Origin of the sequence: Lentibacillus sediminis (genome assembly GCF_002763455.1) — a bacterium.
GTDB classification, from domain to species: Bacteria; Bacillota; Bacilli; order Bacillales; family Amphibacillaceae; genus Lentibacillus_D; species Lentibacillus_D sediminis_A.
In genome coordinates this window covers 52,892-68,917 of the sequence record NZ_NIXK01000010.1, presented here as the reverse complement: position 1 = coordinate 68,917, position 16,026 = coordinate 52,892, and the positions used below count along the sequence as shown (strand labels likewise).

Sequence of the window (16,026 nt, the reverse complement as noted above, 5' to 3'; positions counted from 1 at the left end):
CGGAAGTTTTTCCTGTTGTTACGCTGCAGGTTGTTCTTCCTGTTCCTCGCGAGGCTGCAGCTGCAGGTCTACCGTTTGCTGGTTGCCATCACGGTAGTATTCTATTTCAACGGTTTCCCCAATCGTTGCTTCCTGATAGAGGAATTGCCGTAATTCTAAAATGGATGTGATCGGATTTCCGTTAATCTGTGTGATTACGTCAAACTGCTGCAGTCCGGCTGCCTCAGCGGATGATCCTGGCTCAACTTGGGCAATGACCATGCCGCCTTCTACATCATCCGGCAGCTCAATCTGTGCTTGTGCTTGCGGTGGCACTTGGCTTAGCGAAGCAGTGCTAATGCCAATAAACGGCCGCTCTACTTCTTCGCCTGATTCCAGCTGTTCCATAATCGGCAGGGCGGAATCAATTGGAATGGCAAACCCGATGCCTTCCACAGCCTGTTGTGCGATTTTCATGGAATTAATTCCAATGACTTCCCCTTCTGTGTTTACCAGGGCGCCGCCACTGTTACCAGGGTTGATCGCTGCGTCGGTTTGAATGACCTCTGTCATCCAGTCCGCCCGCTGGTCTCCATTAGTGTCAACAGGAACGGAACGCTCCAGACCGCTGATGATACCTTGTGTCACGGTGTTGGCAAATTGCATTCCCAGCGGGTTGCCGATCGCCATCACGGTTTCCCCAACCGTCAAATCGGACGAGGAGCCAAGATTGGCTACCGTATCAATGTTCTCTCCGTCAATTTCCAGCACGGCCAGATCTGTCAATGCATCTGTCCCAAGCACCGTGGCAGGTATGCGCGTGTCATCATTCAATACAACTTCCACTTCTTCTGCACCTTCAACTACGTGCTGGTTGGTTACAACATAAGCAGATCCGTCTTCTTTTTTATAAATAATTCCGGAACCTGCTCCAGCCTGTTGGCTTTCTGTCCAGACACTTTGCTGCTGCAGATTAACTACACCCACGACAGCCTCTGCGGTCTCACTGATATTCGCGGCTGTTTCCGCATTATCTGTTGCCATGGTTGCCACGACTTCCGGAGAGCCTTCATCCTGGCTGGTACCTGCCGTCTCCCCGTTCCCTCCTGACTGGTTCAAAGGAATAATATTATAGGAAACTAACATAACGACAGCAATTGCCGAGATTACACCGCCAATTACACCGCCGAGAAGTGCGCCAAGTCCAATACCTGATTTTTTCTTTTTCTTCGGTTTCTCGGCTGTGGCCGCTGCCGGCCGGCTGGTTCGCGTATGCTCCGGCTCTGTGTTTCTCGCTGGATGTCCGGTTTCTGTGCGTCCCGGTTCTGTAGCTTCTGCCGGCTGACTTGATTCCGTACGGCCCGGCTCAGTATCTCTTGCTGGATGGCTGCCCATCATATGATCTGGCTCTGTATCATTTACAGGCTGGCCAGTTTCCGTACGCCGCAGCTCTTCCTCTCTAGGCTCCGTACGATCCGGCTCTGCATCTCTTCCCGTATATTCCGTTTGCTCCCGCTCCGGTTCATAGGATGTGTTTTCGTCTTCCGGATTGCGGTTAAATTTATTTTCATCATTGCGATCCATAATATGACCATCCTTTCTTTAAAATAATAGCAGCAGGGGCTTCAGAAAATTTTCCGAAGCCGTCCCAATTTCGGGATTCCCTGCCTGTTTAAAAATCAAACGTATGCGAGTGGATGTGAAAGGTCATGTTGTATGTTGTCTTTCGCATCGTTCTACTGTAAGTATACCCACACAGAATGGTACAGTTTTGGGAAAGGTGTGGAAAAAATGTGTAAATGAATTATGTTAGAATAGGGTAAGGATTGGAAAGAGGAGAGATTTGCGTGAACAAATATATTGGTGTTGTTGAAGATGATGGAAACATACAGAATATCGTTTCGGCTTATTTGCAGAAAGAAGGATTTGACATTACTGTGGTCAATTCAGCAGAAAAGGCAATGGAATTATGGAAGGATAATCCGCCGGAGATGTGGATTCTCGATATTATGCTGCCAGGCATGGACGGCTACGAATTTTGCAAAAAGGTACGAAAAGAGAGCGATGTCCCGATTATCATCATTTCGGCAAAAGATGAAGAAATTGACAAAATCCTCGGCCTGGAGCTCGGGGGAGATGACTATTTGACGAAACCATTCAGCCCGAGAGAACTGGTGGCCCGGGTCAAGCGGCTGTTCAAACGGACGGTTGCACAACCAGCAGACGAGGGAGGGAGCTCCTCCTCTGTTCAGGAAGAAATTAAGGCAGGGCGGCTGTTGGTCCTGAAAAATGAGCGGCGTGTTTTTTGGGCGGATGAAGAGTATGAAGTGACAACAAAGGAATTTGACATGCTTTTGTTATTTGCCGAAAACGTCAACCGTGCTTTTTCCCGGGAAGAACTTCTGGTAAAGGTGTGGGGTGACGATTATTTTGGCAGTGACCGGGCAGTGGACGACCTGGTTAAACGGATTCGCAAAAAAATAGCGGATATTCCACTGGAGACGGTATGGGGCTATGGCTACCGGCTCCGCGAAGAAGAGGGATAGGCCATGAAACTGCAGCATCAGCTCAATATTGCATTTACTACCCTGCTGATCGTTATTCTTGGCGTTGCCAGCTTTGTGATTTATTCCATGATTTTGGACCTTTTGATTGAAGATGAGCGCCGACAGCTGGAACAAAGCGGGGAGATCCTCGTTAATGTGATGACAGATCGATATGGGAGCTTGAACATCCAGCAGTTTAATGAAGTGCTGCAGCAGCAGGATCTGCAGCTGTTTCTCTATGACCGGAATGCGGATGCCGTGCTGTTTTCCACAATGCCGAGTGAGGCTGCAGAGGGGATTTTCTCTGCCAATGACTTTGCTGATAATGAAGAAGCTTTGTGGGAATACAACGGACATAATTTCGTAACATCAAGGATCTTGTTTTATCCGGAAGCTTTGGGGCTGGAACTGATTTTGCTTACGCCAATGAGCGATATTTCCGCGGTGCAGCAAAACTTTATTTTTCTAATTGCGGTGGTCTTTCTAATAGGTGCCGGGGTTGCGGTGCTGCTCAGCTACTTCATGACGGACAAGCTGGTCACCCCGCTCACTCAATTGAAGCGGCAGCTGAAAAAAATTGAAAAACGCCAATTCAGTGACATGGAGCGCATTCGTGCAACAGGTGAGATCAAAGAAGTAGAACAGAGCGTATATGAAATGGCGCAGGAATTAAAGCGATACATGGACAGCCAGCAGGGATTTTTCCAGAATGCCAGCCATGAACTGAAAACCCCATTGATGACGATACAGGGCTACGCCGAGGGCATCCGGGACGGCATTTTTGATGAAAAGGACACGGAAAAAGGGCTGGAAGTCATGGTCGCCGAAGTGAACCGGCTGAAAAAAATTATTAATGAAATGATTCTGTTGGCCAAACTCGACAGCGAGCCTGGTGTCTATGAACCGGAGCAGTTAGAGGTGAGCGCGCTCATCGATCAGGTCATGGAGCGAGCCCTGCCGTTTGTCATGGAGAGCGAGATGACACTTGATCGGAATGTCCAGGATGAGCTATTGGTTAAGGCAGATCCGGAAAAATTGCTCCGCGCCTTGTTGAACCTTGTCTTCAATGGTCTGCGCCATGCTCATTCGAAGGTACATGTTCGCGCATTTCGGGAAAACCGGGGGACGGTTATTACGGTAGAGGACGACGGGGAAGGAGTCGCCGAGGAGCTGATCCCGACTATTTTTCACCGATTTGTGAAGGGGGAAAGTGGTGAGACTGGACTTGGTCTTGCTATTGCCCGTGCGATTGTTGAGCAGTCCGGCGGAAAGATTAGTGTAGGGGCTTCTGAACTGGGGGGAGCTAAGTTTGTGATTGTGTTTCCTGGTGGGTGATGTTGAATTGGTTGAGAACTTCTGGTTTGGGTTGAAGTTTCTGCTCACACGCCGAAGTTCCCACTCACGGGCGGAAGTTCCTACTCACGCGCCGAAGTTCCCGTTCACGGGCGGAAGTTCCTGCTCACGGGCGGAAGTTCCTGCTCACGCGCCGAAGGTCCCACTACCGGCCAGAGGTTCCGTGCAAACAAACTGAACTTTCCCGACCCTTGCACACTCGCCATGCCTATGCTATAATTGATTGGTTAATCTCGGATTTTTACAGAGGAGCGTACGTTATGCAATTAAGAGAAAACATCCGCAACATCGCGATTATTGCGCACGTTGACCATGGGAAAACAACGCTTGTGGATCAGCTGCTGAAATATTCCGGAACATTTCGGGAAAATGAACATGTAGATGATCGTGCAATGGATTCGGATCAGCTTGAAAAAGAGCGCGGGATCACGATTCTCGCGAAAAATACAGCAATTGATTATAAGGACACAACCATTAACATTTTAGATACGCCTGGTCACGCTGATTTTGGCGGTGAGGTAGAACGGATTATGAAAATGGTGGATGGGGTCGCTCTTGTGGTGGATGCCTATGAAGGTACCATGCCGCAGACCCGCTTTGTGCTGAAAAAAGCACTGGAGCAAAAGCTTACACCGATGGTTGTGCTCAATAAGATCGACCGCCCGAATGCCAGGCCGGAAGAAGTCATTGACGAGGTGCTCGACTTATTTATTGAACTGGGTGCCGATGATGATCAGTTGGAATTCCCGGTCGTCTACGCATCTGCACTGAATGGTACATCCGGCGAGGAGCCTGATGATCAGCAGGAAACGATGGATCCGGTCTTCACTACAATTATGGATCATATTCCTGCACCTGCCGATACGCGGGACGAGCCGCTGCAGTTCCAGGTGACACTGCTTGACTATAATGATTATCTCGGCCGAATCGGCATTGGTCGTGTGGTCCGCGGCTCAATTAAGGTCGGACAGCAGGTGGTCGTTTTGAAAAAGGATGGCACGCAAAAGTCTTTCCGTATTTCCAAACTATTCGGCTTTACCGGTTTGAAGCGGAACGAGATTCAGGAAGCACATTCTGGTGATATTGTAGCGATCGCCGGCCTGGACGATATTAATATTGGTGAAACCATTTGCCCGCCAGATCATCCAGAGGGACTACCGGTGTTGCGGATTGATGAGCCGACCCTGCAAATGACATTTCTCGTGAATAATAGTCCATTTGCCGGCAGGGAAGGGAAATCGATCACTTCCCGTAAAATTGAGGAGCGTCTGCTGAAACAGCTGGAAACCGATGTCAGCCTGCGGGTCGAGCCAACCGACTCCCCGGATGCTTGGATTGTTTCCGGGCGCGGCGAACTGCATTTATCGATCCTGATTGAAAATATGCGCCGGGAAGGCTTTGAACTGCAGCTTTCCAAGCCACAGGTGATCATTAAGGAAATCGATGGCGTGCGCTGCGAACCGTACGAGCGTGTCCAGGTCGATGTGCCGGAGGATTATACTGGCGCAGTGATGGAATCCCTCGGTGAACGCAAAGGCGAGATGCAAGATATGGTCAACCAAGGGAACGGCCAGATGCGCCTGGAATTCAAAGTACCATCCCGCGGCCTGATCGGCTACACAACGGAATTTATGTCACAGACCCACGGGTACGGCATTATCAATCATACCTTTGACACCTATGAACCACTTGTCAAAGGGCAAGTTGGCGGCAGACGTGAAGGCGTGCTTGTCGGATTGGAAAATGGCAAAGCCTCCACTTATGGCATCATGCAGTTGGAAGACCGAGGCGTTATTTTTGTTGAGCCCGGTACGGAACTTTATGCCGGCATGATTGTCGGCGAGCACAACCGTGAAAATGACCTGACCGTCAACATTACCAAGGAAAAACATTTGACCAACGTCCGGTCCGCCACCAAAGACCAGACGTCAACAATCAAGAAAACCCGGGAACTGTCCCTGGAAGAGGCGATTGAATACTTGAATGACGACGAGTATTGCGAAGTGACTCCAAAGACCATCCGGCTGCGCAAAAAAATCCTGAACAAAGGCGAACGGGAAAAAGCGCAGAAAAAGGCAAAGCTCAGTTAATAATGGACTCTCCAAGTCTACACTCGGCTGATCATATTATATGGTCGGCCGTTTTTTTATGGAGTTCGTCAGAAAGAGTGGCTTGAACCAGCGGAAGCACGCCCTTATTCAGCTGAAACATTTCGTCAATGCCGAAAAACGCATCACAGCAACCCCCTTAACAAAAAACTCCGTGCAAATGCCACCTTTTCACAACTATAATCGGATTATACATACAAAGAGGTGGCATTTTTTTAAAAGAGATCTTTATCATTTTCCCATCAAACCAGCTGTTTTTTCTGTTTCCCCTCCGCTACTACGGTCCAATAAGACGTACCCGGTCGCCAAGCGCAAGTGCCGCTGCGTTTCTATTCACCATGCCACCTACTTGGAAAAACCATCAGTTATCCAATAAACGAATGCGAAGATCTCCTTTAACTTGAATAGAAGAACACCGGGAAGAAATACTAATATTACGGAATTTTTAAAGCTCGGGATTACAGTGTAACGGCAGCTGCGGAAAGGTGAGAGAAGATGAAAAAGATAACGTCGGTTTTTTGGATCACCTTGGCAATTACAGTCGCTCTATCTTTGTGGGGGGCATTGGATCCAATAGGGTTTGAAGCGATTTCCAGTGCAATTATGAATTATGTATCTGTCCATTTTGGCTGGTATTATCTATTGATTGTTTCTCTGTTTGTGATTTTTTGCCTTTACTTGATCTTCAGTCCATACGGGAAAATCCGGCTTGGAAAACAGGAGGACAGACCGGAATTCAGTTATCCTACCTGGTTTGCCATGTTATTCAGTGCCGGCATGGGGATTGGGCTTGTATTTTACGGGGTGGCATCGCCGGTTTCTCATTATATGAAAACACCGCCTACAGCGGAACCTGGCAGCATGCAAGCATTGGAGGATTCGCTGCGCGTCACCTTTTTCCATTACGGGGTGCATGCGTGGGGGATTTATGCAGTGATTGCCCTGGTGCTGGCCTACTTTACTTTTCGTCATGGAAAGCCTGGATTAATCAGTGCCACGCTGGAGCCATTATTTGGTGACAGAATGAAAGGAAAATGGGGAAGGACGATTGATATTATCGCTGTGTTTGCAACCATTGTGGGGGTTGCCACCTCGCTTGGCTTTGGCGCAACGCAGATTAATGGCGGTCTGACGTATCTGTTTAACATTGATTCAGGGTTCGTTGTCCAGTTGATCATCATTGCAGTGGTGACGGTGCTGTTTATGATTTCTGCATATACCGGTCTCAGCAAAGGGATCAAATACTTAAGCAATGCCAATATGATTCTGGCAACAGCATTATTTGCAGCAACGCTCATTCTCGGGCCTACCGTGTATATCTTCAATTCCCTTACAGATGCAATCGGCATGTATCTGCAGACTCTGCCATCAGAAAGTTTTCGGTTGGCGCCTAATGACCCTGACGAGCGCCAGTGGGTCATGGACTGGACGGTCTTTTTCTGGGCATGGTGGATCGCCTGGTCGCCATTTGTCGGCATTTTTATCGCACGTGTTTCCAGAGGACGCACGATCCGGGAATTCCTCTCCGGCGTGCTGCTGGTACCGTCGCTGGTCAGCTTTCTCTGGTTTTCCGCATTTGGAATGTCCGGCATTGATGCGCAAAACAACGGCGTGGATATTGCTTCCCTTCCAGATGAGCAGGCGCTGTTCGGCCTGTTTGAACAGATGCCGCTTGGATTTATGTTATCCATTCTGGGGATTATGCTGATTGCCACATTTTTTATCACTTCTGCCGACTCGGCCACTTTTGTGCTTGGGATGCAGACGACAAACGGTTCGTTATCTCCGCCGACTGCCGTCAAGTTTGTCTGGGGTTTTGCTCAATCCGCAATTGCTGCAGTGCTCTTATACACCGGCGGACTGCAGGCATTGCAAAACGCATTGATCGCGGCGGCGTTTCCGTTTTCGTTGATCATGCTGCTGATGATTTATTCCTTTTATAAAGCATTGAGAAAGGATAAAGCAAGAGAGAATCAGGCACGGGCGAAATAGAAGCCGGGGAATTTTCGGCTGCTTCCTGGCCGCTCAGGTTTCTGGCAGACTTAAGGATAGAAAAAGGGAGTCCAGGGAGGATTCCCTTTTTGCTTTTTAGGTAATAGTGAAAATAGATTTATTTCTTCTGTCGTAGTTGTAAGCACTTGCACAACTTGCCTATACAAGTTATACTGATAAGGAAATTTAACATGTATATACAAGTTAGCAATAGAGCAGAAGTTTCAAAAGGGAGGTATTTTGATGGCTGATACACAAGCATTGGTCTATGCGCCGCTCAGCGGGAAAATCACGCCGCTTGAGAATGTGCCGGACCCGACGTTTTCGCAAAAAATGATGGGAGACGGACTGGCAATTGAACCGACCGACGGCAATGTAGTTTCTCCGGTGAATGGAGAAATTGTGCAGATTTTCCCTACCAAGCATGCGGTCGGCATTAAAGGGGATTTCGGGGAAGAAGTACTGATTCATATTGGATTGGAAACCGTGGCTTTGGACGGAGAAGGATTTGAGGCTCATGTCCAGCAGGGGGACCGCGTTCGTGTCGGTGATCCGCTGATTACATTTGATCTGGATTTTATTAAAAAGAAAGCTGCAAGTCACATCTCGCCGATTATTATTACTAATGGCGATGCGTTTTCAAACCTTGGGAAAACGAAGGAAACCACTGCAGTCGGTGGTGAAACGATTCTCTTTGATACGAAAATGAAAGCGGATGAAACGGACGCCGCTCCGGCAGAAAACAAGAAGCGACCGTCCGGGAAATCTGGAGGATATAGCCTGGAAGCAGAAGAAATTATTGCTGCTGTCGGCGGGGTGGACAATGTTGATGCCGCTACCCACTGTGTGACAAGGCTGCGCTTTGCCTTGTCCGACGAAAACAAAGTGGACCAGGAAGCGCTGGATAATATGGATATTGTCCAGGGTTCCTTCGCGGCTAACGGCCAGTTTCAGGTCGTGATTGGCCAGGGGACGGTCGACAAAGTTTACAAAACGATGGTAGATAATACGAACATCAGTGAAGCAACGAAGGAAGAAGTGAAGGCAGCCGGCGGGGGAAAACAAAATCCGCTGCAACGCGGGGTTAAAGTGCTGGCAGATATCTTCATTCCTATTTTGCCGGCGATCGTAACAGCGGGTTTATTGCTCGGCCTGAACAATATTTTAGTCAACCCGATTTTCACCGAACAGCCGATTATTGAGTTGTATCCGCAATGGACCGGCATAGCCGACATCATTAACCTGATCGCCAATGCGGCGTTTACGTTTCTGCCTGTTCTGATTGGCTGGTCGGCTGCCAACCGATTTGGCGGCAGTCCGCTTTTGGGGGTTGTGCTCGGACTGATTCTCGTGCATCCTGCGCTGACACCTGCTAGTGAGTATGCGCAAGCAGCGGCAGGAGGAGATGCACCGACATGGAATTTGTTTGGCTTTGAGGTAAATATGATGGGTTATCAGGGACAGGTTCTGCCAGCGCTGGTAGCTGCCTGGGTACTGGCAAAACTGGAAATCTGGCTGCGAAAACATGTGCTTGATTCGCTGCAACTGTTGGTTGTTGCACCGGTTGCGCTCTTAGTTACCGGATTTTTGGCCTTTATCGTTATTGGCCCTGTTACCTTTACCATCGGAAACTGGATCACCGGTGGAATGATCTCTGTATTTGAGGCATTCCCGATTATTGGTGGACTACTGTACGGGGCGCTATATGCACCACTTGTTATCACAGGAATGCACCACACCTTCCTGGCTGTCGATCTGCAGCTGATCGGAAGCACTGGGACAACCTTCCTGTGGCCAGTTGTCGCATTGTCCAATATTGCGCAAGGCTCTGCCGTCTTGGCGATGTTCCTTGCAGCCAAAGAAGAAAAACTAAAAGGTCTTGCCGGAACTGCTGGTCTTTCTGCTTATCTTGGGGTAACCGAACCAGCAATGTTTGGTGTCAACTTGCGATTCAGGTATCCATTTATAGCTGCATTGATTGGTTCGGCAATTGCAGGCGCCTATATTACCATGCAAAATGTTCAGGCAGAGTCGATCGGGGTTGGTGGACTTCCGGCATTCCTGTCGATTGTACAAGAAACCTGGATCAGCTTCTTTATCGGCATGGCGATTGTGATTATCGTGCCATTTATCATCACGTTCCTGATCGCAAAACGCAAGCTGAACACACACTGATCAACTGGAGGATTGAGTGCAATGAATGAAGCATGGTGGAAGAGAGCGACGGTGTATCAGATTTATCCGAAAAGCTTTCAGGACACGACTGGAGACGGCACAGGCGATCTCCAGGGTGTCATCAAGCGCTTGGATTATCTGCAAAAATTAGGTGTCGATGTCCTGTGGCTGACACCCGTTTATCAGTCTCCGCAGAATGATAATGGCTATGATATCAGCGATTATTATGCGATTGATCCATCCTATGGAACCATGGAGGATTTTGAGCAGCTGCTGGAGGAAACCCATAAGCGCGGCATGAAACTGATCATGGATCTGGTAATTAACCACACATCCACGGATCACGAATGGTTCCGCCAGGCGATTTCGTCAGCGGATAATCCGTATCGTGAATTCTATATTTGGAAAGATCCCGTGGATGGAAAAGAGCCGAATAACTGGCAGTCAAAATTCGGCGGATCCGCCTGGGAGTATGACGAGGCGAGCGGGCAGTATTATTTGCATTTGTTTGACCGCACCCAAGCTGATTTGAATTGGGAAAATCCTGAGGTTCGTGAAAAATTGTATGAAATGATGCGCTTCTGGGCGGAAAAAGGCATTGACGGTTTCCGGCTCGATGTAATTAACCTGATTTCCAAAGATCAGGATTTCCCGAATGACACGACCGGTGATGGCAGGAAATTTTACACGGACGGGCCGCGGGTTCATGAATTTTTCCATGAAATGAATCAGGCTGTGCTTGAACCGCATCAGTTAATGACGGTTGGGGAGATGTCCTCTACCTCCATTGACAGCTGTATTTTATATACGAAACCGGAGCGGGAGGAGCTGGATATGACGTTCCAGTTCCATCATCTGAAAGTGGATTATCCGAATGGCAAGAAATGGACGAAGGCTCCGTTTGATTTTCTCGAGCTGAAGCGGATCCTTTCTGACTGGCAGAAAGGGATGCATAAGGGTGGCGGCTGGAATGCGCTGTTCTGGTGCAATCACGATCAGCCGCGCGCACTTTCCCGGTTTGGCGATGACACCGAGCACCCACGTACATCTGCGAAAATGCTGGCGACCACTTTGCATATGATGCAGGGCACCTCTTATATTTATCAGGGGGAAGAGATCGGCATGACGAATCCGAGATTCACATCTATTGAACAATACCGCGATGTCGAGTCTCTGAATGCCTATAAGATGCTCAGGGAGCAGGGGAAAACAGAACAGGAGATTTTGTCCATCCTTGATCAAAAATCCCGTGACAATGCAAGAACACCGATGCAGTGGTCGGACGAGAAGCATGCAGGGTTCACCAAGGGGGAGCCGTGGATTCGTGCGGCTGATAATTTCCGTGAAGTTAATGCGGAGAACGCTCTCGATGATACAGATTCGATTTTTTACCATTACCAAAAGCTGATTGAACTGCGCAAGCAATATGATATCATTACCTATGGAGACTATCAGCTGCTTTTGGCAGAGGACAAGCGTGTCTTTGCCTTTACGCGCAACTGGCAGAAGGAGAAGATTGTGGTTGTGAGTAATTTTTACGGTGAGGAAACAGCGGCAGAGCTTCCTGTTGACGGGCTGGAAGACGCAGAATTGCTGCTGTCTAATTACCAGGGTGCTGCTCCAATCGCCGATGAGAAAATTTCGCTCCGGCCATATGAGTCTGTCGTGTATCATGTGAAGTGATGAGGGATCAGCATGCAGAAAAAATATTTGACAATTTATGAAAAGCTGGCAAAGGAGATAGAAGCAAAGGTGTGGGCGGCAGGGTACAAGCTGCCATCGGAGAATGAACTATCCACAACCTATGACACATCACGGGAAACGATCCGCAAAGCGCTGAATTTGCTGTCGCAGAATGGTTATATACAAAAAATCCGCGGGAAAGGATCGATTGTGATTGATGTCGATAAATTTTCTTTTCCGGTTTCCGGCATTGTAAGCTTTAAGGAGTTGTCACAGAACCTCGGACTCGATAGCAAAACCATTGTCGATTCGCTAGGGTTTATTGAACGTGATGACAGTGTGCATAACGCACTGGGGACGAAGCCAGCGGATGCGGTGTGGGGAGTGACACGGGTCCGGGAAATTTCCGGGGAGAAGATCATCCTTGATAAAGATTATTTCATCGAGGAGCATGTTCCCCTGCTCTCTGAGGAAACATGCGCGGATTCGATTTACAATTATATTGAAAATAAACTGGAACTGCCGATTGCCTTTGCCCAAAAGGAAATAGTGGTGGAGGAGCCTACTGCGGAAGATCGACGGCTTCTGGATTTGAGCGGGTTCAGTAATATTGTGGTGATCCGCAGTCATGTCTACCTGGAGGATACAACTTTGTTTCAATACACGGAATCCCGGCACCGGCCGGACAAGTTCCGCTTTGTCGATTTTGCCAGGAGAGTAAAAAATCCATGAGTCGTTTTATGGTATAATGACGGGTGGATTCACTGCGTGGCAAATCAGCACAACTAAGGCCCAGGTTTCCACACAGCTAAAACGAGGTATAACAGAACAAGGAAGGTGATTCCATGTACCGCTTTTTTAGACGGATGCGTTTTTTGTTTACCTTTCGAAAATCGATTCCGTTTGCGAAGGATTTTTTTCTGTCCCACGAAGTGACAAAGGGAAAGAAAGGATTGTTTGCTGCTCTTTTGCTTGGATATGTTTTATTCCCATTCGATGTGATCCCTGATTTTTTGCTGATGTTCGGGATTCTTGATGACATAGCTGTCGTGACGTTCCTGCTCCAGCAAATGGTCAAGGCGGCACCGGATTCCCTAAAGGAAAAACATCAATTATTTGAGTAATATAAGAAAGAGGCTGCCTGCTCGGCAGCCTCTTTCATTATTTCTTTTTTTTATCATTGGGGATATACTTGGAAAAATAGGTGGCCATAATCAGGCAGATGAGTGCCAGGCCCCATGCGGCAATTCCGCTCCAGTATAGGTCAACACTGAGTCCAATGACAATAATAATTGCGCTCAGACCAATTAAAATTGCGGTTAAATAACGTTTCACGCCCAACACTCCAGAATATCGCTGAAAATAAGCTTCTACTTTATTATAATATGTTATGCATGATCTTTCTAATTATCCGCCGGTATTATTCAGTCAGTGGTGTTTTAGGTTTGCGCACTAGAAGCATAATTCCTGCGATGAGATAAAAGAGACCGGAGAACATGCCTGCAATGACCATAGTAAACACCCCGATGATGGAAACAACGATCAGGATAATTCCGGCAGCTTTCGGTTTTTTATTACCTTTCATAAATACCAGGGCCAAAATGCCTGCCACAATTGCGACCAGTGCAGAGATCAGTATCATCATTCCGCCTGCCCCTGCCGTTTCAATCATCGTCATCAACTGTTCCTGTGACAGTTCAGGACTCTGTGCGTCCGGCGGGAGGTCCTCCACTATTTGCGAATTGTTGCCAAGCCATATCAAAGCCCCGCCAATCAAAGCAAAAAATGCATAAATTAACATGCCAATAATAACTAATACAATTTCGCCTGTTCGTTTAATCAAAATAAAACCCTCCAATAAATAAGTATAGTAATATGTACGGCGCCCATGAGAAAAAGTTTCATCTTTTTTCGTGTGCTGGGCTGAGCGTGCCGTGTGAGCAAGTTTATCAGGGAATAAACCTGCATGGGGAGCGCAGGATGGTCTGGGCGAGCGTTCTCAAGATCAAAAGAAGGCTACTGGATGCCAGAAAAGACGAATAGTGCGGTTCTCAAGATCAAAAGGGAGCTGCTGGACATCTGAAAAGATTGATAGAACGGTTCTCAAGGTCAAAAGAAAGCTGCTGGATGCCAGAAAAGATTGATAGACCGGTTCTCAAGATCAAAAGAAGGCTACGGGACGTCTGAAAAGATCAATAGACCACTTCTATCGGACAAACTCATGGAAAAAGCTTTAGAAATGTCCAATAGCCATCACCCATGCTCCGTCACATCCAACGCTAGATCGCTGAGAAAAGCTATGGCTTCATCAGTATTGCCCTTTCTCTAATTATATAGAAGTTTACTTTCCTAGTAAAAACATCCACAAAAAAGCACCCTGTCAGCGACAAGGTGCAGTCGAATTTCCTATTTAATTAATCAACTCAGGATTATTCTCTTTCGCCGCTCGGACACGTGGTTTGCGGTAGCCCCCCGCGATGTCGGCCTGTTTGAAAACTTTGGCGTAACGGACTTCCTGTGCGTCGGTCAGCTGTTTATTTTTTGTTGGCTGATATTGTACTTTTGCCATTGTAGAACGATCCTTTCTTTAGATGAATTACTATATAATGTGTATTCCCGAATTCACTGAGCCTAAACATCACAAGAGAGTGATCCAAATTCCATTTTTTTACGTATTCTTTTTATCAGTTATCCTAAATTCCTTTCTGTATTCGGACTATGGTATGCTATAGGAAATATTATATATAGAAGGAGAATATTATGCGAGTAAAGGATGTCGATCTGTTTCAGCGCGTCCAGAGCCAGGACGAAGATGCCTTGGAACAGCTATATGATCGCTATGAGAAACTGTTATTCTCTTTTTCCTTCAAAATGACCAACAATAAATTTCTTGCCGAGGAAGCGGTGCAGGATGTTTTTACGAAAATATGGTCAAAACAGAGGAATTTTGATGAAGGGAAGGGGAAGTTCTCCTCATGGCTGCTGACGGTGACACGCAATACGTGTATTGATTTATTGCGGAAAAAGAAAGATACACCTTATGAGCTGGAGGAGCGCGATTCACTGAACGAGACAGAACCTACGCCTGAAGAGGAACTGGAATGGAAAGAACGCGGGGAAGAGGTTCGCATGGCGGTCGGAGAATTGTCCCAGGAACAGCAGGAAATCATTGAACTATTTTACTTTAAAGGGATGTCCCAATCATCCATTGCAGAAAAACAGGATATTCCGTTGGGCACGGTGAAAGGAAGATTGCGTTTATCTTTAAAGCACCTGAAAGGGATACTGAAGGAAAAGAAAGAAAGGGGGGTTCGGGATGATGTCTAAACACGATTTGCTGCTTGATTATTTTAACGGTCAGTTGTCAGAGGAAGAGAGAAAAGCGTTTGAAGAACATTTGACAGAATGCGCAGACTGCCGGGAAGAGCTTCGAGAACTGGAAGAACTGACAGAAGATCTTCCGTTCAGCAGTGAACCTGTGGCCCCGCCTGAAGGTATGAAAGAGCGTGTTCTTTCCAATATTACAGGGACGGCCGGAGCATCGGATGCAAAAGACAATCCTGAACCAAGTGACAACACGATCACACTGGGGAAAGAAAGTCAGCAACCAGAGCCGAAGCGCAAAAAGATGAGCTGGTATAAACCATTAATGGCAGCAGTGCTCACCCTTTCTCTGGCGGGAAATGGTGCAGCGTTAATCTATATGTCAAATAACGAAACCACGGAACCGGCGCCACCGCAAGAAACACCGCCAGAAGAGACGCCGCCGGAAGAGACACCTGAAGAAACAGAGCAGCCGACACTGGATATTGTACAGCAAATCCATGAACTGCAGCCGTCTGAAGGGGTGGATGCCCAAGCAACAGCGACCATGATCGAACAAAGTGAAAATACGAATCTGGTTGTGCAGGCAAGTGATTTACCGCCACTTGAAGGTGAGGAGACGTATCAGGTCTGGGTGCTGGAAGACGGAACACCATTCAGGGCAGGAACCTTTGTGACCAATGAGCAAGGAGTGGGCGCAGTGTCCTATCTGATGGAGTACGAAGGCGAGCATCAATTTGACACCTTGGCAATCACCAGGGAGCCAAACGCGCACAGTGAAGTGCCGCAGGGCGATATTTTATTAAGTGCGCCCTTGTAGGGAGTTGGAATTTGAGAACCCGGAATGCATGATGAGCGTGCATTTC

At 47.7% G+C, this 16,026-nt stretch carries 14 protein-coding genes; 10 read left to right on the top strand and 4 right to left on the bottom strand.

Annotation, left to right across the window (positions count from 1 at the left end):
- Positions 1–18: 18 nt before the first annotated feature.
- Complete coding sequence (locus tag CEG13_RS15560; RefSeq protein WP_239984673.1) at positions 19–1,563, bottom strand: S1C family serine protease; 1,545 nt, start codon at positions 1,561–1,563, stop codon at positions 19–21.
- A 263-nt stretch (positions 1,564–1,826) separates the two neighbouring features.
- Between CEG13_RS15560 and CEG13_RS15555 the strand changes: the two genes are divergently transcribed.
- From CEG13_RS15555 to CEG13_RS15520, 8 genes are all read left to right on the top strand, one after another.
- Positions 1,827–2,525 carry a response regulator transcription factor gene (locus CEG13_RS15555; protein WP_100012807.1) on the top strand — a complete coding sequence of 233 codons (699 nt, stop codon included), beginning with the start codon at positions 1,827–1,829 and terminating at the stop codon, positions 2,523–2,525.
- 3 nt (positions 2,526–2,528) lie between these two features.
- On the top strand, positions 2,529–3,860 hold the full coding sequence (locus CEG13_RS15550; protein ID WP_100012806.1) for a sensor histidine kinase: 1,332 nt from the start codon (positions 2,529–2,531) through the stop codon (positions 3,858–3,860).
- A gap of 278 nt (positions 3,861–4,138) precedes the next feature.
- Positions 4,139–5,968 (top strand): translational GTPase TypA, encoded by a 1,830-nt coding sequence (typA, locus tag CEG13_RS15545; RefSeq protein WP_100012805.1) that lies wholly within the window; start codon positions 4,139–4,141, stop codon positions 5,966–5,968.
- Between the two features lie 513 nt (positions 5,969–6,481).
- Positions 6,482–7,978, top strand: a complete 1,497-nt coding sequence (locus tag CEG13_RS15540; RefSeq protein ID WP_100012804.1) for a glycine betaine uptake BCCT transporter — start codon at positions 6,482–6,484, stop codon at positions 7,976–7,978.
- A 243-nt stretch (positions 7,979–8,221) separates the two neighbouring features.
- On the top strand, positions 8,222–10,153 hold the full coding sequence (gene treP, locus CEG13_RS15535) for a PTS system trehalose-specific EIIBC component (RefSeq protein WP_100012803.1): 1,932 nt from the start codon (positions 8,222–8,224) through the stop codon (positions 10,151–10,153).
- 21 nt (positions 10,154–10,174) lie between these two features.
- On the top strand, positions 10,175–11,836 hold the full coding sequence (gene treC / locus CEG13_RS15530; RefSeq protein WP_100012802.1) for an alpha,alpha-phosphotrehalase: 1,662 nt from the start codon (positions 10,175–10,177) through the stop codon (positions 11,834–11,836).
- Positions 11,837–11,848: 12 nt separating this feature from the next.
- Complete coding sequence (gene treR / locus CEG13_RS15525; protein WP_100012801.1) at positions 11,849–12,568, top strand: trehalose operon repressor; 720 nt, start codon at positions 11,849–11,851, stop codon at positions 12,566–12,568.
- A 113-nt stretch (positions 12,569–12,681) separates the two neighbouring features.
- Positions 12,682–12,960 carry a YkvA family protein gene (locus tag CEG13_RS15520; protein WP_100012800.1) on the top strand — a complete coding sequence of 93 codons (279 nt, stop codon included), beginning with the start codon at positions 12,682–12,684 and terminating at the stop codon, positions 12,958–12,960.
- Between the two features lie 37 nt (positions 12,961–12,997).
- Here the strand turns inward: CEG13_RS15520 and CEG13_RS18935 are convergent, their stop codons facing one another.
- The 3 genes from CEG13_RS18935 to CEG13_RS15510 all read right to left on the bottom strand — a co-directional run bounded on the left by CEG13_RS18935 (position 12,998) and on the right by CEG13_RS15510 (position 14,405).
- Positions 12,998–13,171: a hypothetical protein gene (locus CEG13_RS18935; RefSeq protein ID WP_192869558.1), complete on the bottom strand. Its 174-nt coding sequence runs from the start codon at positions 13,169–13,171 to the stop codon at positions 12,998–13,000.
- 85 nt (positions 13,172–13,256) lie between these two features.
- The gene (locus CEG13_RS15515) at positions 13,257–13,679 is read right to left on the bottom strand and encodes a DUF4064 domain-containing protein (protein ID WP_100012799.1); all 423 of its coding nucleotides are present in this window, start codon (positions 13,677–13,679) and stop codon (positions 13,257–13,259) included.
- A gap of 567 nt (positions 13,680–14,246) precedes the next feature.
- Positions 14,247–14,405, bottom strand: a complete 159-nt coding sequence (locus tag CEG13_RS15510; protein WP_100012798.1) for a YfhE family protein — start codon at positions 14,403–14,405, stop codon at positions 14,247–14,249.
- Positions 14,406–14,596: 191 nt separating this feature from the next.
- Between CEG13_RS15510 and CEG13_RS15505 the strand changes: the two genes are divergently transcribed.
- Together CEG13_RS15505 and CEG13_RS15500 are read left to right on the top strand one after the other, a co-directional pair.
- Positions 14,597–15,163: an RNA polymerase sigma factor gene (locus CEG13_RS15505; RefSeq protein WP_100012797.1), complete on the top strand. Its 567-nt coding sequence runs from the start codon at positions 14,597–14,599 to the stop codon at positions 15,161–15,163.
- Positions 15,153–15,980, top strand: a complete 828-nt coding sequence (locus CEG13_RS15500) for an anti-sigma factor (protein ID WP_100012796.1) — start codon at positions 15,153–15,155, stop codon at positions 15,978–15,980. The genes CEG13_RS15505 and CEG13_RS15500 overlap by 11 nt, the downstream gene beginning before the upstream one ends.
- Positions 15,981–16,026: the final 46 nt, after the last annotated feature.